Source organism: Sphingobacterium sp. HSC-15S19 (genome assembly GCF_050433745.1).
In the GTDB taxonomy this organism is placed as follows: Bacteria; Bacteroidota; Bacteroidia; order Sphingobacteriales; family Sphingobacteriaceae; genus Sphingobacterium; species Sphingobacterium siyangense.
In genome coordinates this window covers 84513-105481 of sequence record NZ_JBNPWQ010000022.1, presented here as the reverse complement: position 1 = coordinate 105481, position 20969 = coordinate 84513, and the positions used below count along the sequence as shown (strand labels likewise).

At 39.5% G+C, this 20969-nt stretch carries 17 protein-coding genes and 1 pseudogene; 11 read left to right on the top strand and 7 right to left on the bottom strand.

Features of this window, described 5'->3' with window-relative positions:
• Positions 1–207: 207 nt before the first annotated feature.
• The 4 genes from L1283_RS18110 to L1283_RS18095 all read left to right on the top strand — a co-directional run bounded on the left by L1283_RS18110 (position 208) and on the right by L1283_RS18095 (position 3571).
• Positions 208–1020, top strand: coding sequence for a helix-turn-helix domain-containing protein (locus tag L1283_RS18110; RefSeq protein WP_070565939.1), 813 nt, complete (start codon positions 208–210; stop codon positions 1018–1020).
• A gap of 97 nt (positions 1021–1117) precedes the next feature.
• Positions 1118–2797 (top strand): alpha/beta hydrolase-fold protein, encoded by a 1680-nt coding sequence (locus L1283_RS18105; RefSeq protein ID WP_286766863.1) that lies wholly within the window; start codon positions 1118–1120, stop codon positions 2795–2797.
• A gap of 294 nt (positions 2798–3091) precedes the next feature.
• Positions 3092–3373 carry a hypothetical protein gene (locus tag L1283_RS18100; RefSeq protein ID WP_286847997.1) on the top strand — a complete coding sequence of 94 codons (282 nt, stop codon included), beginning with the start codon at positions 3092–3094 and terminating at the stop codon, positions 3371–3373.
• Between the two features lie 15 nt (positions 3374–3388).
• Complete coding sequence (locus tag L1283_RS18095; protein ID WP_028069684.1) at positions 3389–3571, top strand: hypothetical protein; 183 nt, start codon at positions 3389–3391, stop codon at positions 3569–3571.
• A gap of 779 nt (positions 3572–4350) precedes the next feature.
• On the opposite strand, the pseudogene L1283_RS18090 reads toward L1283_RS18095, so the two are convergent.
• Positions 4351–4563 (bottom strand): annotated as a pseudogene (locus L1283_RS18090) (transposase); the annotation flags it as partial.
• Positions 4564–5089: 526 nt separating this feature from the next.
• Here L1283_RS18090 and L1283_RS18085 point away from each other — a divergent pair.
• From L1283_RS18085 to L1283_RS18060, 6 genes are all read left to right on the top strand, one after another.
• A complete protein-coding gene (locus L1283_RS18085; protein WP_070566204.1) occupies positions 5090–5383 on the top strand; it encodes a putative quinol monooxygenase in 294 nt (97 codons plus the stop codon).
• 749 nt (positions 5384–6132) lie between these two features.
• The gene (locus L1283_RS18080) at positions 6133–6729 is read left to right on the top strand and encodes a Crp/Fnr family transcriptional regulator (protein WP_286847996.1); all 597 of its coding nucleotides are present in this window, start codon (positions 6133–6135) and stop codon (positions 6727–6729) included.
• A gap of 173 nt (positions 6730–6902) precedes the next feature.
• Positions 6903–7499, top strand: coding sequence for a hypothetical protein (locus L1283_RS18075; protein ID WP_070565714.1), 597 nt, complete (start codon positions 6903–6905; stop codon positions 7497–7499).
• Between the two features lie 189 nt (positions 7500–7688).
• A complete protein-coding gene (locus L1283_RS18070) occupies positions 7689–8936 on the top strand; it encodes a helix-turn-helix domain-containing protein (protein ID WP_312352668.1) in 1248 nt (415 codons plus the stop codon).
• 91 nt (positions 8937–9027) lie between these two features.
• A complete protein-coding gene (locus L1283_RS18065) occupies positions 9028–9723 on the top strand; it encodes a hypothetical protein (RefSeq protein WP_286849856.1) in 696 nt (231 codons plus the stop codon).
• A gap of 19 nt (positions 9724–9742) precedes the next feature.
• A complete protein-coding gene (locus L1283_RS18060; protein WP_286849854.1) occupies positions 9743–10645 on the top strand; it encodes a hypothetical protein in 903 nt (300 codons plus the stop codon).
• A 45-nt stretch (positions 10646–10690) separates the two neighbouring features.
• Here L1283_RS18060 and L1283_RS18055 read toward each other — a convergent pair whose 3' ends face one another.
• The 3 genes from L1283_RS18055 to L1283_RS18045 all read right to left on the bottom strand — a co-directional run bounded on the left by L1283_RS18055 (position 10691) and on the right by L1283_RS18045 (position 15005).
• Positions 10691–11548 (bottom strand): helix-turn-helix domain-containing protein, encoded by an 858-nt coding sequence (locus L1283_RS18055; protein WP_286849852.1) that lies wholly within the window; start codon positions 11546–11548, stop codon positions 10691–10693.
• A gap of 201 nt (positions 11549–11749) precedes the next feature.
• Entirely contained in the window at positions 11750–14014 is a 2265-nt protein-coding gene (gene ggpS, locus L1283_RS18050) for a glucosylglycerol-phosphate synthase (RefSeq protein WP_286849850.1), read from the bottom strand.
• 1 nt (position 14015) lies between these two features.
• Entirely contained in the window at positions 14016–15005 is a 990-nt protein-coding gene (locus L1283_RS18045; RefSeq protein WP_145330715.1) for an NAD(P)H-dependent glycerol-3-phosphate dehydrogenase, read from the bottom strand.
• A gap of 178 nt (positions 15006–15183) precedes the next feature.
• Between L1283_RS18045 and L1283_RS18040 the strand changes: the two genes are divergently transcribed.
• Positions 15184–16497 carry a mechanosensitive ion channel family protein gene (locus L1283_RS18040; RefSeq protein ID WP_286849849.1) on the top strand — a complete coding sequence of 438 codons (1314 nt, stop codon included), beginning with the start codon at positions 15184–15186 and terminating at the stop codon, positions 16495–16497.
• Positions 16498–16850: 353 nt separating this feature from the next.
• Here L1283_RS18040 and L1283_RS18035 read toward each other — a convergent pair whose 3' ends face one another.
• The 3 genes from L1283_RS18035 to L1283_RS18025 all read right to left on the bottom strand — a co-directional run bounded on the left by L1283_RS18035 (position 16851) and on the right by L1283_RS18025 (position 20847).
• On the bottom strand, positions 16851–17531 hold the full coding sequence (locus L1283_RS18035; RefSeq protein ID WP_075993105.1) for a DUF421 domain-containing protein: 681 nt from the start codon (positions 17529–17531) through the stop codon (positions 16851–16853).
• Between the two features lie 228 nt (positions 17532–17759).
• On the bottom strand, positions 17760–18623 hold the full coding sequence (locus tag L1283_RS18030; protein ID WP_088161924.1) for an SDR family oxidoreductase: 864 nt from the start codon (positions 18621–18623) through the stop codon (positions 17760–17762).
• Positions 18624–18732: 109 nt separating this feature from the next.
• Positions 18733–20847 (bottom strand): catalase, encoded by a 2115-nt coding sequence (locus tag L1283_RS18025; RefSeq protein ID WP_075994852.1) that lies wholly within the window; start codon positions 20845–20847, stop codon positions 18733–18735.
• Between the last annotated feature and the right edge of the window lie 122 nt (positions 20848–20969).

Sequence of the window (20969 nt, the reverse complement as noted above, 5' to 3'; positions counted from 1 at the left end):
ATTACTTTTAATCACTTTTCTTAGCGTTTGATAGTGAATTATATTAGACTAAAGTAGCCCTTTGCTAAGCGCTAATCTCCAGCAAAGCTGTTTAGGTTTTTTTCCAATCTCCATTATTATTTAGACGATCAGATATATGTTGATTTAGCATTAACTTTTTTTCTTATTTTTGAAATTATTGCAGATTTGCGAGGTGGAAAGTTAAAAATGAAGGAATTATTTCAAACGTTCAAACCAAAAAATCCTATAGTCAAAAAGTATGTTGATTATTACTATTTGGACATTAAACCAAATAATGTGATCAATAAATTCCTATGTTTCCCCCATTTTAATAATACAATTTCAATTTATAGATATCATGTGAGATTGGAAAATGGAGAAATAAAATTTGATGATAACGCAAACCCATTTCAGATTTTCACCCCTATTCGGCAAAAAGTACTTAATGTAAAACAATCTGGAACAGTTTACAGAATCGTCATTGTATTTCATCCTTTAGGTATCCAGCAATTTTACGAAAATTTAAATTTTGCAGATTATATAACAGATTACGAGTTTTTCAGTCCAGAAGAACTAAAAGAAATCTTTTCTACAACTCAAACAAAACATATTTCAGATTTTTTAGACAACGCTTTATTACATCGTTTTAAAAAATTTGAGAGCCCAATTTTAGAACAAGCAATTCAATATATTTTCAGTAATGACGAGAAAATATCTGTCACAGAACTTTCAACTTACATTGGAATCAGCAGACAACATTTAAACAGATTATTTCAATTTCATTTGGGAGTTTCCATAAAAAAATTTTACGAAATAGTTCTTTTTAGGCAGTCCGTCAACAAGAAACTTTTTGAGAACCCTGAAAGTAGCTTCACTGAAATTGCTTATGAGTTTAATTTCAGCGACCAATCTCATCTTAATAAAATCTATAAAAATCTGGTTGATAATTCACCTAGAAACTTTTTTAGCAAAGGAACTATTTTAGGAAAAGAAGATACTTTTTGGCATCTGGATCCTTAACGAGTAAAGTTCCATTTTTACAAGTTCGAGTAAAGTTCCATTTTTACAAGTTTCCGAAATAGTTTGTCTGTAGATTTGCCTGATTAAATTTTGATTTATGAGATATTGTATTGTTTTATTTTTAGTTCTGTTAAGTTTATTTGCCCAAGCACAGGAAAATTATTCAACTTTGATTCGAAAAGCGGTCGAAAACAAAAAAAAAGCAAAAGATTCAATTGCGTATCTGCATGCATTAGGATTATACGAGGATGCATTTGCGCGCTTTCCGGATAGTATAGATCAATTTAGCCGCTATAACGCTTCAATCTTAGCCTATAAATTGAATAATAAAGATAAAGCATTTACCTATTTATCTGCGCTGGCAAAGAAGGAAACCGACTGGAAAACTTATCCCGCTTGGAATTATATCATTAGAGATTATGCTTCGGAAGAATATAAAGATCTAATAGGTGACCCAAGATGGCAAATTTTGAAAAGTGATGCTATTAAAAATAAAGATCGTTTTTACATCCAATTAAAAGTAAAGGAAGATGAATTTTTCAGCATAGAGCCAACTAACCTAGATAAATTTCAGGATGAAAAATCTCTTTATGAGAAAATAAAAAACTTTAATCCCTACAAAGCGAAAAAGAATCAGGATTATTCTATTTCATTCAAAATAAACGATTCAACCAAAACTTCGTTTTTTATTCATTTACCAAAAAATTACAATCCTCATAAGAAGTATCCCCTGCTTTTCTTTCTTCATGGTGCAGTAAGAAGTAATGCGTTGATTGATTATCAGTTTGCAGATTGGAATTTAGGTGGTTGGAATAGATATTACACAAAATATGCAGAGCAAAATGATGTCATTTTAGTTTTTCCAAAAGGGAGCAGGCAATACAATTGGATGACATCAAATGAGGGCTTTTTTATGATTCCCGAAATGCTTGAAAGTATCAAGAAAGCAGTCAACGTTGATGACAATAAAGTTTTCATTTCGGGACATTCTAACGGAGGAACGGGGTCGTTTTCATATCTGATGAAACAACCTACACAATTTGCAGGTTTTTACGGATTTAACACTTATCCAAAAATATTTACGGGTGGTACTTTCGTTGAAAATATTAAAAACCGTTCATTTATCAATTTTTCAACAGATGAGGATTATTATTATCCACCAAACGCAAATGATGATTTAACAAAATTAATGAACGGAATAAATGCCGATTACAAAGATTATCGCTACAATGGATTTCCGCATTGGTTTCCACAATTTGACGAATCTGAACCAGCTTATCAGATTCTTTTTAACGACCTAATAAGCCGGAAGAGAAATCCTTTTTCGAAAGAAATATCTTGGGAATTTGATGATGAAAAATACGGAAATATTGATTGGTTTTCTGATATAAAACTAGATACCCTAAGCCGAAAATCAAATTGGCACAAAGAGTTAAATTTCAAAATCAACCAATGGTTGAAATACGACAAAAACGATAGCTTAGTTGTGCAGGAGGTTAATAAAAAAGCTTTTGATTTTCCAAGAAAATCAGGAAAAATAAAAGCTGAATATCAAAACAACATTTTCAGAATTAAAACTTCATCTATTAAATCATTTTCAATCAATATTTCGCCTGAAATGGTCAATCTGAAGAAGAAAGTAAAGGTTTACGTAAATGGTAAATTGTATTTCAATGGAAAAGTAAAGTACAATCGTGAATATATGTTGCAGAACTTTGAAAACAACCAAGACCGAGAACAAATTTGGATAAATCGTATTAACCTTAATATATCCTAAAATATGTACGCGTCCTTTTCATCAAAAGGTTGTTAAAAAGAATATATACAGCTCTTAATTTCAAGATGATGACGCATTGTTAAGGCTACGGTATGGGTTCGAAAGAAGAGTTGGTTACGCGGAAGAACAGTCGATTCGTTCGGCAGTTTTAACAAATTAAAAAAAAGGCCTCCTGAAATGCAGGTCTAAATCAATGCACAGCTTGGAGCGAATCTTGCGAGAGGAGCCAATATGGTAGGAACTAATCCTGGGACTGGAGTGAAGAACTGGGATACTAATTGTAAATAAATTCAGATGCGAAAGGAACAAATAACAGAGCAGTTAAAAGAGTATTATCCGGAGGGTGTTACCCTCGACGATATCATGGCTTATTCCGCTTCAGAAGCTTACAATAACCGGAAACAATGTATTGAATCAGCCTGGTCAGACCGCGGGCAATGGGAACAATTAAAAGAGTCCCTTACCGACCTGTCTGCTGAAATCTGGGACTATTCCTTCTTAGGGGGAAGCCCTTCCTTGCTCAGGGTGATAAATTTGGAGAATTCGTTTCAAATAGCGAAATTTGGTCAACACTAAAATCGAAATACTATAATGAACGATAAGGTAAATATTGAAAATATTAATCTTGCTGAACGAATTCGTTTAGGAGTGCAAAAGGCTTTACGAAAACTAGCCGAAGAAAGTGCAGCAAAGGGTGAGAGTTTGGTGGTAAAAGTTGACGGAAAAATACAAGAAGTACCTGCAAAGGAACTACTTATGAATTTACCAAAATAGTTTCTTCTGTAAACTATTTAACTAGGCCCCCGGCTATACGCCAAAAAATCTTTAATTCCTTAACGCGTATATTTATTATCTGGAGTTTCTCTTCTGTCTCTTGATTAAAATAGCCTTACCACTGCATATAAATATCTGATATATCATACCGAGTGGCTTCATGCTTCACTGCTTTTAGATAGACCATCTATTCCTTGGCAAAAATTCCAGTCGGACTTTGACTTCGCCTGCATGTACCCCGAAATCTAAAGCGCTATTCCGTCCCTGTGGTAAATCGATAAAGTTTTCAATGCACCACCATGCTTCGTAATTTGGGGCTAGCGGTATCTCCATAAAAATTCCGATAGCCAGATTCCTCATTTAATGGCGCATCCACTAAATTATAACAAGTGACTTGGCAAAACAGCTCCACTTTCGTATCTTCGATACAGCTACGACAAGTCGCCGCGCCAGTTACCTACAAGCATAACACGACACATCAAGAAAACACAATTGCATTTATGACACCTACGGAAAAACTAACTTCCATTTCGACCGAACAATATATTTAAGAAGATGGCGACGAATATAAAGTAGAATTAAAAGAAGGTTTGACAAATCAACAAATTGACGAATTAGCCAAAGATTGCCAACAGGACAAATTCCGCCAGAGATAAGAGAATTACTAAAATTTGCTAGCGCCTTTGAATTTTTTGGAATTGAAGAAATCACATTTGACGGAGTAGGTCAATTCGGATTTGAAGAGTTTTTTAATAATTCAGTTCAACTAGCAGGAGATGGGCATACATGCTCAACACGTGTCCCTCAAGCTGTTCAGTGATAATTAATTGTCTGTTAGGTACTACTTTAGGCTCGAACCTTACCGATCTATCCCGGCCTGTCTCCAGCTCAAAAGTTCCGGTATTGAGACCTCGGACTGTCTTTTTTGTCTTGCCATTTCGACGATTGCTATTGCCCGAAGCTTTCTTTTCGTTCAAGTGGTTTTCCAGTTGCATACCCAATTTTCATATTTAGTTACATTAAACTCATGTGATATAAATTCATGAAACTTTGTTTATTGATACAAGTTTTTGATACAACATCTTTTAAAATTAATCATGCTAATTAAGGATATCGAATAATCTCAATAAACCTCCGTTTTAATGTCTGAGAGGTTACAAATATGTATTGCTTGACGATAGTTTAGGTTAGATCTTTTCCACATTTTTAACATACTAAACCAAGCCTATGTTAGAACGTTTAATCAACAACAATGGTAAGATAGCGAAGAATTTGATAAAGAATCTTGGGGTGAATTAAAAAGGGTCCATACAATAGCGTTATTTTAGGCATTTTGATGCAGGGATTCTAACATTCTATTACAGTAAGTTAAGATGGTTTTATTGATATCCCCAAAGGCTACGTTATAACGGTAGTTGATCTTTTTTCATAAGTTTTTGAACCAAATAAAAAATCCTAAAAAACTTAAATGAGCTACATTTGTTATAAAAATGTGTAATTTAAAAAAGATAAACATATATGAAAAAATTAGGATTATTAGTTCGACTAGAAGCAAAAGCTGGAAAAGAAAAAAACGTTGAAGAGTTTATTACAAGTGCGTTGCCACTTGCTAATGAAGAAGTCGGCACTATTACTTGGTATGCGTTTCGTATTGACTCTTCTACATTTGGCATTTATGACACATTTTCAGATGAAGAAGGCAGACAAGCACATCTTGGTGGTAAGATAGCAAAGGCGCTTATGGAAAATGCACCAGAATTGTTAGCTAATCCGCCATCTATTGAGAAATTGGACGTTTTAGCCGCTAAATAAACATACCATAATTATTCTAAAATGGAAGTCTGTCAAAGTTCTGTAAATGAATTTGGACAGGCTTCCTTTGTTTACAAAACAGGTTAATGTTCTATCTGCTGTGCTTAGTCTCAATATTTCTTTTCCCTAAAAAGTTTTGAAATCAGGTCCCTATCTGCTTGATTAATGTCTATTGCATCTGTAACCGTTTTTAATAATATATTTATCATAATAGCGACGTATTGGTTCTTTAAAGATCGTAAAAAATTTTATGCCAGGATCAGAAAGTCAAAGGGTGATCGGGATAGCTGGTGTCCTATAACTTAAAGGAAAGCTTGCCGAAGAAAATGCTGCAAAGGATGAGAGTTGATGGTAAAAATTGACAAAAAAACAATAAGCCCCTACAAAGGAGCCACTTATGAAGTGGCCAAAATAGTTCCTTTATTTCGACACTTATAACTTATTCTCAGATTTGGACTTATCTGGAAATTTTATTCGTTGAGGTCGGCCAGGGATCTCGATACGGAATCGGTAGAGATTATTCTCACCGCAGCTACTGGGATAACGCTTCGGTTTCAAAAACGAAACAGAACAATAAATACAGACGACTATTATTGCCGCTACAAATTCAGGCACAATAATACCAAGATAAAATCTATCATATATATCTAGTGGTCATTGATATCGAAATATCCAAAGAAGAAGAAAAATCAATTTTAGCTATTTAAAATATACGTTATATTTATTCGAATATAGCCCCGCTAAAGCAAATGACAGAAACAGAAAAATATCTTGCTGACTTTAAAACAGCTGTTACAAGCGTATATCCCATTTCGGATAAGGCATTTGATTTATTGGCTGAAACGGCCTACGTTCAGCAGTTTAAGAAAAATGAAGTTTTACTTAGGGAAGGGCGTGTCGCCAATGACATTTTCTTTGTCTGTAAAGGAGCCTTAAACTCTTATTTTATTGATGAAAAAGGAGCTATCTGGAATAAATGGATTTATTTGGAGAGGGATTTTGCGAGCACAAGATTTTCGGCAATCATAAAAACGCCCAACGATTTTAAACTGCAAGCTATTGAAAACACTACTGTGGTATGTATGCCTTATCATCAAACAAGAGCAGCTATCAATCAAAATGATGAACTAAAAAACCTTTACATTGCCTATTTGGAGAAAAAATGGATCGTCATTAATGAAGAAAGAGAAATTTCTTTACTGACCGAAAGTGCAACCACAAGATATCTCAAATTGCTGGCGGCACACGCGGGAATTGACAGCAGAATTCCACTACAATATATTGCTTCGCACCTGAGCATTACCCCAACACAGTTGAGCCGAATACGTAAAGGGCTAACCAAATAAAAAAATCATTACGCTCAACCTATATAGAGTGCGTTTTCGAAATCACACTTTATTTTTGCTTATTATCAAACAATAATAAAGGATACTATTAAACTCTTTGAAATAGAACGCATCGTACTATTAATTGAAGTTTGGAATAGGAGACCGTAATAATTAACAATTGAAATTAAATTATGCAAACAATTTCCAAAACACTAAAAATATTTCTAACCGCACTTATTCTTTCCAATATCGTACTGATGGCTTGTGTGGTCTACTTTTTTCTGAACAACAAGCACAGTTTAAGTGCTGAAAGAATAGATATCAAGGACAGATCTGGAAATAATCGTGTCGTTATTGCAAACACAGATAACATTCCGCAACCTATTATCAAAGGGAAAACATATAAAAGGGCTTACGCTCCCGCGGGCCTGATTTTCTATGATAAAAATGGAGACGAAAGAGGTGGTTTGGCAATTACCGATAATGAAGAGACTAACCTGAATGCACTTGCATTTGATTATCAGAATGCCGATGCCATTGGTATCCTGGCACAGGATAATAAACACGACAATTATTTCAGGGCTGGTCTATTGATTAATGATAAAGATCTATCCGGTAAGCCGGGGCATAATATTAACCGGATAAACCTACTAACAGAGAATGGGAACGCTTCTTTGGTGATGAAAGATAACAATGAGATACCGAGAATTATTTTAAAGGTGGACAGTCTGGGTAACCCTTCTATCGAAATGTTGGACGATAAGGGAAAAGTGAAATGGAAACAATAAGCTATAATCGAGAACTGTGCTGTCATTGATAAAATCACTATCTCCGCTTAAGCGATCGAAGCATAAACCGAAAAACGAAAAAGCAACCTATATCAGTAATCTCATTCGACAGCAGTTTGATATTGTATCGCATGGAACCCTAACAGATTTATCCGTTTGGATGGACACGGACAAGACCAGTAAAGATCATTGCTAATTTGTAAAAAAAAGCTTACTCGTCGCCCCGCTGTCCGTAAATGGTTGGATCGGGGTACTTATATGGATGATGTAGCACCATTTGATCAATTATGTTTAAATTCACGTTACAATGATAACTTGCTACGGCCCATGATCAATATACTCTATACCTTTCATGCTTTTTCAGCGGGTGCATTTCTGTTGCTCGGCACCTTAATCGTTATGGGTGTCAACCACAGTTGTTCCCACGCAGACCGGTGGCTTGGGACTTGGTATTATTTGATGGCATGCTTATTTACCCAGCTTTTTCTGGAAGGTTTTCATATCGAGAGCAATGGATTGATCCATACGCTGGAACTCCCGCGATGGGCTACACTCCCCTGCTTCTACCTGGCCGTTCACTACATGGTCAAACCAACAGCAAAAATTCGGTATTGGGGACTACATTTTTTTCCATTCCTCGCTTTCGTTTTCTTCTCCATCATTTATTTAATACCCGGACTTTCTAATAGACACATCCATCCGCCTCAATTACCGCAATGGATCATCTTTGCTATTAAATATTTCTTTTTTGCACAATGTATCTTTTATTGGATTGCCTGTTATAACCTCTTTAAAATACACCAGAAAAACATTCGCCAGCTATCTTCCTATACGGAAAAGATAAACATGGCTTGGTTAAAGTACCTATTGATTGCGCTGTTATTGATGATTGTTGTCCGTCTACTCGCTATGGTTCATTTAGTTTTTAGTGCTGTCGCCCCAATTTTATATTTTATGGGCACAGTGGCACTTGGGTACGCAACGCTAACACAACGGTCAATTTACACAATTGAGTCTACAAAAAACCTCATCAACGAAGCGCAGCATAAAAAGGTTAAAGCCGAGGATCGGCTTACAGTACAACAGGTAGACACATTAAAAGAAAAACTATTACAGAAAACTACAGCTGAAAAGCTATATCTCGACCCGGCTTTAACACTATCGTCTCTCGCTGAGCATATCGGGATCAATCCGCATGATCTTTCCTATATCATAAACAATGGGTTGGAAAAAAATTTTTACCAGTTTATCAACGAGCTTAGAACGGAGGAAGCGAAAAAACTTTTATTATCCAAAGAAGTCAAGCAACTTGATATGTTTGGAATCGCAATAAGGGCAGGCTTCAATTCAAGAACAACTTTTTATGCCAGCTTCAAAAAAGCTACAGGTATTACGCCGACAGAATATATGAAAGTCAATAGTAAACAATCAAACTAACTCGACACAATGAAGTTTGTTCGATTGCATCCATTCGGACGGTTAGCCTATCAAAAAGACCTACTCTTGTATCATATCAACAAAAGAAATTATGATACAATACACCAAACCAAGCGGGTACTCGAGAGCGATCCGCCAATTTTCCAAAGCAACATATGGTCTTCTGGTGGGAGCATGTTGTCTTTTTGCTTCGATTGATACATTTGCCCAGTCCGCCTCTAAAGATAGCCCCCAGCAACAACAGTTGGTTCCGCTAAAATCATTTCAAGGTTACTACCAGCTACCCAATAAAGTAGCTTTCATTGCTTTCGAGGAGCAAGATAACAACCTGTATGCGACACAGCTGTGGGATCAGAAAAAAAGATATCAGCTGGTCCGTAAAGATGATACGCATTTTGAATCCAAAAATGAAGGCTACGCCATAGAATTTTTAAAGGATGATTCCGGCGATTTTAGCCAAACCAAGATACTGGGTAGGATTTTATGTGAGCGCGTGCCATTTGACCCCACTAAAATCGCGAGTTTAACCGCATCTCAACTGAAACAACTTGCAGGAACTTACCTCAAGGTAAATGACAACAACTTTAAAATTCAAATAGATCCCTCCTCAACAGGCCTAACGCTTACTCAATTGTGGGATAACGAAACAATTTCATTTACCCCACGATCGGAATTTTTCTTCCTCAATGATGATGGCACCTTTCCATTGACATTTTCTGTTGCCAATGGAAAGGTGGAGCAAATGCAGTGTTTCGAAAATGATGTTTGGATAAAGACGGACCAATAATCCTATTAAAAAAAATACTATGAACAGATTTATTGCCAGCTTATTCCTGCTGTTGGGTATAGCTCAGCTTAGCGCCCAACAGGTGGCGGATGAACAGTTTCATTATCCCATCACCGATCCGCACCACCGGATCGGTGATGGACCGCTACTCCTATTTGACGAGGCACACAACAATCCGGTTACTTTGAGAGGAGCCTACGCTCCTTTTTCAGATCTCCTTTTGGCGGATGGATATCGCCTCCGAAGTGCTAAAGAAAAAATCTCTTACGATCAATTAAAAGAAGTAAAAATCTATATCAGTATAAATGCCTTATATAATCCGGAAAACTGGAAATTACCCACCTATTCAGCCTTTACCGATCAGGAGATAGAAACACTCAGTCAATGGGTATTTGATGGCGGAAGCCTATTTTTAGTGACCGACCACATGCCTTGTGCCGGATCTGTACAAACGCTTGGTGCGGCATTTGGGATTCATATCGTGAACGGTTTTGCCTTACCTAAGAATGGACGTCCCGAGATCTTCTCAAAGGATAGAGGCACACTGTTATCCAATGAAATAACCACTGGATCAGGTAAAGAAATAGACAGTATCATGTGCTGGGGTGGAACTGGCTTTATCGTACCAACTAAGGCACATATTATTTCTTTATTAAATGAAGAATATGATATCTACCTACCCAATGATGCGAATCAGATAAAAAGACCTATTCCAGACAATATTCCCCGATTGTCGGGCAAAGGGTTTGCAAACGGCGCTTACCTGCAATTTGGGAAAGGGAGAATTGTGGTATTCGGAGATGGTGCTCCTTTTTCGGCACAACTCCATGGCATCAAAAGTGAAAAAAGAGGAATGAACCATCCGGCCGCAAAACAGAATGCTCAATTTTTGCTCAATATAGTTCATTGGCTTGACCAATGACCTGATTTGGCTAGTCTAATGCTGATTCCTCTAGGAATAAATTTGTCATATAATTGATATACGATAGTCGAGTGGACTAATTCTTGTTTTCTTTTTAAACAGTCTGGTTAATGACTGAGGTTGATCAAATTGCATTTTTTTAGCGATTTCAGCTACTGATAAATCAGTTTCAGCAAGTAATTCCTTTGCTATTTTAACAATAAAATTGTCAATATGATACTGTGCTGTATTTTTAGAAGTTTTTAAAGAAACATCATTGAGAAATCGTGTTGTACAATTTAGTTTCTTGGACAATAATGTTAAACTAGGAAGTAAAAACAAGCATTTTCTTTTGTTATCAAAAAGAGTGTGCAGCTCGCTTATGAAATCTTTTTGTAACGCGCTAAACTCATTCAGCTTATCTTCCATTAACTGTTGATAAAACCTTTGCATATGTTGTAAAAGCAAATCAAGATAAGAAATAAGTATTTTAGACTGCGTTTCACTCATGGGCATCTTAGTCTCGAGGTCTATCAGTTCAAAGATATTTTTTATAAGTCTATAATCGTTATTCGATAAGATCATCGATTCCTGAATGGAGTATTCTAGAAACCCAAATTCTTTCAATTTATTTCGCAGACTATATCCTGTAAATAGATCTGAACGGAATGCAAAATAAGCCCCTTCTTTAAAATATCCTCTTAGTTCTTGAACCGGAAAATACTGGCTGCTGAAAAATAATAAGATATGTTGTCCACGATGATCCTTAGTTGAACATCCAAACACAATCAAGAAATATTTATCATCAATCCATCTTTTGGCAGAATCAAAAAATTGCTCCTCATTTCTAAAATTGTCAAAATAATAACTGAAGCTTGCACTGAAAGCATTTTGAAATTCATTATTATTACCTGTATTTATCATATTTTATTTTTTCTTCGAGACTTTGCGCGTTATTTTTTTATTGAATTATTCCCTCAAGAAAAACCCTCTTTAAAACAATATTGTTTGTAAAATAGAGGGATTTCCTAAAGGATACATCCAGCAGCTTCGTTTTCAACGTTATTTCTAACTCTTTTTTTCTAAGATGGCTAAAAAAGCACGTTTGACACCTAAGACTAGCAGTTACTTCTTTTCAGGAACAATTGCTTTACCCGATTTTTCGAGCTCTTTCACAAAATCCCGCCCCCAGTAATGGATATCGTAGTGCTCAATATGCTCGTACAGCCTGCGCGCCCTGACCTGAGCCTCTCCGGGTTCCATGACCAAGGCTTTCAACAGTGCATCTTTCATGCTCTTACGGTCGTAGGGATTGGTCAATATGGCATAAGGCAATTCGACCGAGGCACCTGCAAATTCTGAGAGCACAAGAATCCCAGGAGTCTCCAATAACCCATGGGTCGCAATGTATTCCTTTGCGACTAGATTCAGTCCGTCCCGTAGAGGCGTGATCCAGGCAATATCACTCAGCGCATAGTGTTTGACCACTTCCTCAAAAGGTAAGGCCCTGTAAAAATATTGGATCGGGGTCCAGTTCATCGTTGCATATTTACCGTTGATCTCACCCACGGCCTGATTCACCTGATCCCGAATTTCGTCATAGATCGTCATCCCCTGCGATGGCGGCGTACAGACATTGACCAGTTCGATCTTGCCCCTAAATTCTGGGTATTCGGCCAGAAATTCACCAAAAGCCTGGATTTTTTCCAAGGGACCTTTGACGTAATCCAGACGCTCGATGGATATGATACGCGTTATTCCCGATCCGGCTTTGTTTTCTTTGAGGGCATTGATCTCGGTCTTAACCTTATCATCTGTCAAAATCTGTTCGATATGATCCCTGTTGACCCCCACCGGCTGTGCGCCAAGCCTAATCTGCCGGCCATCTACCTCTATGATCTTGGTCATCTGATCGACGCCGAGCGCACAGCTATAGGTCAGGAACTGATTGGCGACATCAACTTTTTTGACCACTTTAAATGGTGTATGGCTACGGATCACATCCACAAAATTCTCGACATAACGGGGGATATGAAAACTGATAAAATCACAGAGCAGCAGGCTGCCGATAATCTCTTTGCGCCAGGGAATAATATTGAAAATATCTGCTGCCGGAAAAGCCGTATGGTGAAAAAAGCCAATTTTCAGATCGGGGCGCATGGTCTTTAAAAAAGAAGGTACCATCCACAGATTATACTCATGGATCCAGACCAGCGCCTCCTCGTCGGCCTCGCGGGCAATCCGCTCGGCAAAGCGCTTGTTGATCATCAGGTAATGTTCCCAGTCCTCGTGGTTGAATTTTGCCCGGTCAACAAAGGAAAAGATCGTCGGCCAGAACGCCTCTTTGGAGAATACACGATAGAACTTATCGATATCCTCTTTAGACAGCGATAGGGTGGAAGCGACCAGATTAGGATATCGGCTTTCGTCCACCAACTGATTTGGAACCGGCTTTCCGTCCTGCTGGATGACTTCCTCCCCGATCCAAAGACCGGAGCGTCCCTTTTCAAATAAGCCCAGCAGCGAAGGAATGATGCCGTTCGGGCTTCTGGGCGGTACCCTTACCGTCTTACCGTTTACCGACTCCTTTTCAAAAGGCAGCCGATGGTACACCATCACCAGCTGGTCTGATTTTTTGGATTTTCTTTTTTGAGGCAACGATTTTTGTTCCCCGCGGATCAGCTGCTGAAACGGGCGGTATTTGCCCATATATTCCAGTATACCGCCCGCCCCAGCGGCCTCTGCACTGTACGCTGTATCCAACTGATCAATGGCCTGCAGCAGCCCCGGCTCAGATTTTCCGACAGCAACACCACGAAAGCCGATCTCAAACAAGGCCAGATCATTCAGTGTATCGCCAGCTACCATCACATCATCTGGGTCAACGGCCAGAAATTCAACCAGCTTCTTTAATGTTGTCCCCTTATTGACACCTCTGGGGAGCAAGTCCAGGTATTTATCGGCCGAAGTAATAATATCACAGTCATACCTGTCAGCCACCTGCTGCACCAGACTATGGTCAACCCCTGCTTCATAATAAAAGGAGCTGCGGCGCTGCTGCGGCACATGTTGATAATTCAACTGCGGTATTTCCTCCAGCGCTGCCCGGATTGCATAAGTCTGCGGCCATTTTTCCTCAATCTCACTCTGCAGCGGCTCAATCGCTTCCAGGCTATGGCCGTTAACGACTGTGGCGCCCACATCCGCAATAATAAAGTCCGGCACCGGAATGAGCGGATCGCTCAGTAGCGGCAATACCGACTCCAGTCCTCTTCCGGTTACAAAAACCAGCTGCATATTCGGGCTGGCCTTGATCAGTCTATATAATCTGAGGCGGTCTTCCATCTTTCCGCCTAAAAAAGTTCCGTCTAAATCTGTTGCTAATAGCATATTATCTTATATTCCTTTCTAAAAGTTTAAATTCATCAATTGCAGCCATATGGTTGTATAGCACACGGTAGGCTGTCTGTAACAAGGGTAAATTGAGTCCAAGGCTCGTGACCGTCGCCATCAGCCCCTTGGTTGCAACATATCCTTCGGCGACCATGCCCATGAGCTGACGGGCTTCGAAAACCGAATACCCCAGGCCAAGGTATTTACCAAAAGTCCGGTTGCGGCTATGTGCGGAGTAACCCGTCACCAATAAGTCTCCCAAATAGGTAGAGCTGCCCAGCCGGACATGGGGTGCACCGACGGCACGCAGTAGCAGTCCCAGTTCGTCAATGGCATTGGCAACCAGCACCGCCATAAAATTATCACCATAATGCAGTCCTTCGGCCATGCCACAGACAATACCGACCACATTTTTGTAAATGGCTGCGTACTCCACACCCAGGGTGTCGGGACTATAATTCACCTGCATATAGCTTGAAGCAAACCCGTTGGAAATCTTACTGATAAAGGTTTCATTCGGACCGCACAGCGTCATATAGGTTTTCTTGTTCCGCGCGATTTCTTCGGCATGACAAGGCCCTGCAATGATCGCCTGCTGAAAATCTTTCAGTTCAAAATACCGGGCGAGATAAGCACTTGGGAGCAGATTGTCAGGGCCGACGGTCCCTTTGATGGCGGTGATGATAAATTTTTCAGCAAGGTCCTCTTTGGGGATTGCGGCGCAAACACTGTCCAGATGCGCACTGGGCACGACGAAAAGAATTACTTTCGATCGAGCCACGATCTCGTCCAGCTGATCGGACGCATAAATTTTTGTATTGTCAAGTTTTAAAAACGATAGGTAGTCAGGGTTAATAGCATCCTGGTTTATCGCGCGCACCTGCTCGGAACGCCGCATGTACCAGTTGGTATAAATGCTATTTTCTGTCAAAATTTTAACCAGGGCCGTGGCCCAACTCCCACCACCTATCACACTAATCTCATTCAAATCGTTGGGGGTTTTAAAGACGCGAAACAGAAAATTTTCGCCGTCGGGTTATCTATTAATTCACCAATATACGTAAAAATTAATCAATAAGCAAACTTTACGCGTAAAAACAGGGTTAAAGGGGTATTTTCCACGCCAAAATCCGTGTTTATATTTCTTCGTAAATTTGTTCGTTCATATGAAAAATTTAATCATGCTTAACTTCAATGAACAATCACCAAGTTCAATTTATCAGTACATTTTTAATTTCTTTGCCAAATTGGATTTACCCGAGCAGCAGGCACATATTGTTACGGCCGCCGGATTACTTTTTGCTTTTGCGGTGATGCTCTATGCGCTCGATTATATCATGCGCAAAGTATTTTATTCCGCATTGAACCGGATTGCCCAGCGAACCTCGACCAAATGGGATGATTATCTTTTGGAAAACAAGGTGCATGTACGCGTGAGCCGCACCCTGCTCGTGCTGCTTACACGGCAGCTGCTACCAGTGATCTTCGTTGGTTTTCCGGTGCTTACAGCCGCTATTGTCAAGTTTCTGGATATCGTGGTATTGTTCACCATCTACTATCTGGCCAATAGCTTGTTAAAAACCTGCCGCGATATTTTTCGTGGTACAAATGTGTTTAAGGACAAACCCATCGACAGCTACCTGCAAGTGGTACAGATCTTTTTAATATTTGTGATCGGTACACTGGTCGTTTCCCTGCTGACCGGCAATTCGCCCTGGTCTTTTCTGGTTTCGCTAGGGGCGGCATCCGCCATCCTCATGCTCGTATTTAAGGATACAATCCTGGGCTTTGTGGCCAGTATTCAGGTGTCGGCAAATGACTCGGTCCGCGTAGGAGACTGGATAGAAATGCCTAAATACGGTGTAGACGGCGACGTGCTGCAGATTAACCTCAACAATGTGAAGATACAAAATTGGGATAAGACCATTGTCACCATTCCGACCTATACCCTACTGAGCGATTCATTTAAAAACTATCGTGGGATGCAGGAGACCGGTGGCCGTCGGATAAAGCGGGCATTGAACATTAAAATGTCTTCGGTACGCTACCTCAGTGAGGAGGAAGTCACGGCATTAAAAACGATCCGGCTGCTAGCTCCCTATATCGAAAAAAGAGAGCGCGAGATTGCCGAGTACAATAAAACCTGGCGTACAGACAGCTCCTCGCCCGTCAATGGTCGCAGGATGACCAATATCGGCCTGTTCAGGGCCTATGTACTCGCCTATGCCAAACATAACCCCAATATCCATCAGGAACTTACTTTATTGGTCCGTCAGTTAGCCCCTAGTGAATACGGTATTCCGCTGGAACTCTACATGTTTACCAAGGGGACACAATGGGCCTATTTCGAAGATACGATGGCCGATATATTTGACCATCTACTAGCTGCCATTAAGCACTTTCACCTGCAGGTATTTGAACTGCCTGCATCGGACGACCTGCGGCTGCTCGGCGCGATGGCCCCCCGTTCCCAACAGTAGCTCCTTTGTTGCGATAAACCTAAGCTTGCCCGGTGGTTTCAATCTTATTGCCGCTGGGCAGCTATCAAAAGACCGGCTAAATTGGTTTCCCATAGTTTAGCATACGGGCCTTCTTTGCCGGCATTTAGAGGCCTGACATCATACATTCCATATCGTAAATAGTTTTCACTATATCAACAGGATATATTTTCAAAAGTACAGTGTAGATTCGGCGATTCAGATTGAAGAGTCTATATGTCACAAACTTCTTCCCAAATGGTATTTTCATCTGATCAACCCTTAATCCTTCGAATAAAAACGGTCTTACTGCACCATCCTATGATATGTTCAAATAATACATGGTATTATTTATTCTAAACTCTTCGTGAATTCAAGGCTATGCTCCATTGTGTTTTATTGCACCTTGGACATGACTGGGAATCATTCTCAAAACTAAATAAAACATGACCGCAATACATGCATGCAAATGGCCCTTCGGAACTCGATACATCAACCATTTTGTAAGATGATGGGAATAATGGTAGCCCATATCTCACATCATTATCCGCATAAAATAAAACGCTTAAGGTTCCATCGACTTCTAGAATCCCTTCCTTAACCTGTCCCAAATGTTCTACATTTAAATTTCTCAGTTCAGAAAAAAATTCCATATGTGAAAAGTTATTATCCTTTTCATGTTTTATATCAAAGACACCATCTTTTACTACAGGTAAAACTTTACCTTCCAATAAATGGGCAATCTTCTCTGATCGGGAGGCGAGCCAGGTGATCAACCTATAGACGAAAATTACACCTATAAAAACAACAATCGCATGAAAAATCGGTATGTCTTCTTGAAACATTGGATCTCCCGCAGCTGAGCCCAAACTGATAATAATCGCAACCTCAAAAAGAGTTAACTGTCGAACTCCCCTTCTACCCGAGAGCCTTAGAATTATCAATATTAGAAGAAACATTATTACTGTTCTCGCTCCTATTTCAACAAGAAAGGAGATTTCCACCCCCTCAGCAAATATTTTTTGTATATCAATCATAACCTTTTAAAACCAAAAATCTTAATGTGGCCTCCGCACATTCAATCCTAAAACATTCCTCCGGTTGCAATAGTTCCTTACTCAGCAAAAACAATATATATAAATTATTGATTGTTAAGAAGCAATTAGTTTGACGAAAATGCGCAATTAGCCGAAGCGTGTTACCTCTCGGTTTTCAAAGATCGCCCGGTAGACGACTTCCTGGGCTGATTATGAGTTATACGTTTACTAACCATTTACGACTTCTCCTCCATTGGGATGTAAAACTTGACCGCTCATAAAATGTGAATCTTCGCTGGCTAGAAATAGAAAGCTTGGCGCAATTTCATTAGGCATTCCTGCCCTGTTCATTGGAGAGTCGCTTCCAAATTCGGAGTTCTTTTTAGGATCAAAAGATGATGCTATCAATGGTGTCCATACCGGACCTGGAGCAACAGCATTGACCCGAATTCCTTTAGCTATAAGATTTGCTGACAAACTCCGTGTGAACGAAATTATTGCACCTTTTGTTGCAGAATAATCGATCAACTTTGGACTGCCTCGATAGGCAGTGACCGAGGATGTATTAATTATGCTTGCTCCCTTCTTAAGATAAGGTATGGCATACTTCGTAACCCAGAAATAGGAAAAGAAATTATTCTGAAAAGTATTGATTAACTGCTCAGTGGAAATTTTCTCAATTGATTCTGTTTCCCAGTGAAGCCCCGCATTATTAACTATAATATCAATTTTCTTATGCGCTTTTATTGCAATTTCAATGACTTTTTTACAGTGATTTTCTTTTCGCAAATCACCTTTAATCAGCGCACATTTTCGAGAGAAGGATTCAACCTCTTTTTTGGTTTGTTTTGCATCTTTTGTTTCACTAAGATAGGCTATAACAATATCAGCACCCTCCTTCGCAAATAACAGAGCGACAGCTTTGCCGATACCGCTATCTCCGCCCGTAATCAATGCGACCTTATTTTTTAATTTTCCTTCTGCAGGATACTGTATTGGAGACGTGTCAGGAATTGGTACCATATTTATTTCCAATCCCGGTCGCTTTTGCTTTTGCAGCGGTCGAATCTTTTTACTTGCTTCTTTTTTCATGCTACTTCTTGTAAATAATTATAAGCAATTTCTGATTTCCGGTCCTCCTTCTATTCGACTACAACAAATAGTCGTTCTACCGAAGGACTATTTGTTGTATATCAAGAAATCAAGAAGGTACCTTTCTGGATTTTTCTCTCTCCCAAACACGGTGGCCTTTCATTACCGCTATAAAATCTTCTGTTAAATTGTCCTTGCTTTCGAAAATAACGCCTTTATCTTTTTTAATAAATGATCTTTCAGCTAACTCTTCAGCACCTTGTGCAAATGCCAAGGCCTTACAGTGTCGGTAACCTTCATTGATAAAATGAAGGTAATCGGCATTTTCCGCAAGAGTTTTGACCGATTCGCCTGCTGCTGTGTAGAATGCATCGTAACAAACTGATGCCTCCGTAAGATAGGAATGTTGGATATCTTCTTCTGTCCCTTCCTTGAACCGGATCTTTCCTACATGAGATGCGATTAGCACTGCTTGCGCCCCTTCCCTTTCGAGTGCTGTTTTCATTTTATCTATGGAGGATTTGCTAGCTCCATGATCAACAAGAAAAGCAACCTTTCTACTCTTGATCGTACCCTCGCCGTCTTTTACTTTCATACTCAAAGCAGCAGACTTTTCAACTTCGGGTTTGACTGGTTTAAGCGGATATTCGGGATGGTTCTGACGTGCAAATTTGAGGGTTAAAGGATCAAGTTCTTTTGGCGGTGTAAGCCCGAGGTTTGAACCAACATTTTTTGCTAATCCTTGGTCTATCTGGTTCAAAATAGCCAGTTCTCGCTTTCGTATATTGACATCATTTACTTTCGAAAGCTCAAAACTCAGGGCATTGACCATGTGATCCTGTTCTTCTGGGCTCTGTGAATTAAAAAATAGTCTTGCTTGTGTAAAGTGGTCTGCGAAGGAATCTGAGCGGGCCCTAATTTTCGAGCCATCAAAAGGTTGCTTATGGGATTCAAATCCTACTCCATCATTGAGCATTGCATGATAAGGACAGCCTGCAGCTTTACTATTAGGGAAATAACTCACGGCACCTGTAGGAATCTCAGACCGCGCAAAACCATCTTTTTGGTTATTATGTTTGCCGGTTACGGGACGATTGATAGGAAGCTCATGGAAATTCGGACCACCTAATCGATAATTTTGGGTATCCATATACGAAAATATTCGCCCTTGCAAAAGCGGATCATCCGAAACATCTATACCTGGCACTAACCTTCCGGGATCGAAAGCGGCTTGTTCGGTCTCTGCAAAAAAATTCTCTGGATTTCGATTTAGTGTCATCGTTCCGACAATCTGAACAGGCACCAGTTCCTCTGGGATAATCTTTGTCGCATCCAGAATGTCAAACGAATATTTAAATTCATCCGCTTCAGGAATCAATTGAACGCCGAGATCCCACTGCGGAAAATCGCCCCTTTCAATAGCTTCATAGAGATCTCTTCGATGAAAATCAGCATCAAATCCTGAGATCTTTTGGGCTTCGTTCCAAGCGACTGAATGTACTCCTAATCTGGGTTTCCAATGAAATTTAACGAATGTGCCTTTTCCTTGGGCATTCACAAATTTAAATGTATGGACACCAAAACCTTCCATCATCCTTAAACTTCGGGGTATTGCACGATCTGACATCGTCCACATGATCATGTGTGCAGATTCGGGCATCAGTGATACAAAATCCCAAAAGGTGTCATGTGCAGATGCCGCCTGAGGCATTTCGTTGTTCGGCTCTGGTTTTACGGCATGGATGAGATCTGGAAAATTCATCGCATCCTGAATAAAAAAAACTGGGATATTGTTTCCCACAAGATCGTAGTTACCTTCTTCGGTATAGAATTTAACAGAGAAACCTCGTACATCTCTAGCAAGGTCGGTAGAGCCTTTGAAACCTGCTACTGTGGAAAATCTAGTAAAAAGAGGCGTTACCGTTCCTTTTTTTAAAAATGCTGCGCTTGTATATTGAGATAGGTCAGCGGTCGCTTCGAAAATTCCATGAGCTCCTGATCCACGCGCGTGAACGACACGTTCTGGTATACGTTCGCGGTCAAAATGCATCAGCTTATCAAAATAAATATGATCCTGTTGTAATGATGGCCCCCGCTCACCCGCCTTTAATGTATTGTTGTTGTCGGAAATAGGCACACCATCATTGGTGGTCATAATCTGCTCGGAATTATCCACTAAATGCTGATCTATCTCAGCAGTTTTTAAATTCTTTTCTTTTTTCATATCTAATGCTCTTCTGGTTTGATCCATCAGGTGAACAAAACCAAAGTCTGAAAGGTTTGGCAGGTATTTACATTTGCCAGGATTACCGACAATTCTGACGCTATTGGCCTGAAGATGATGTA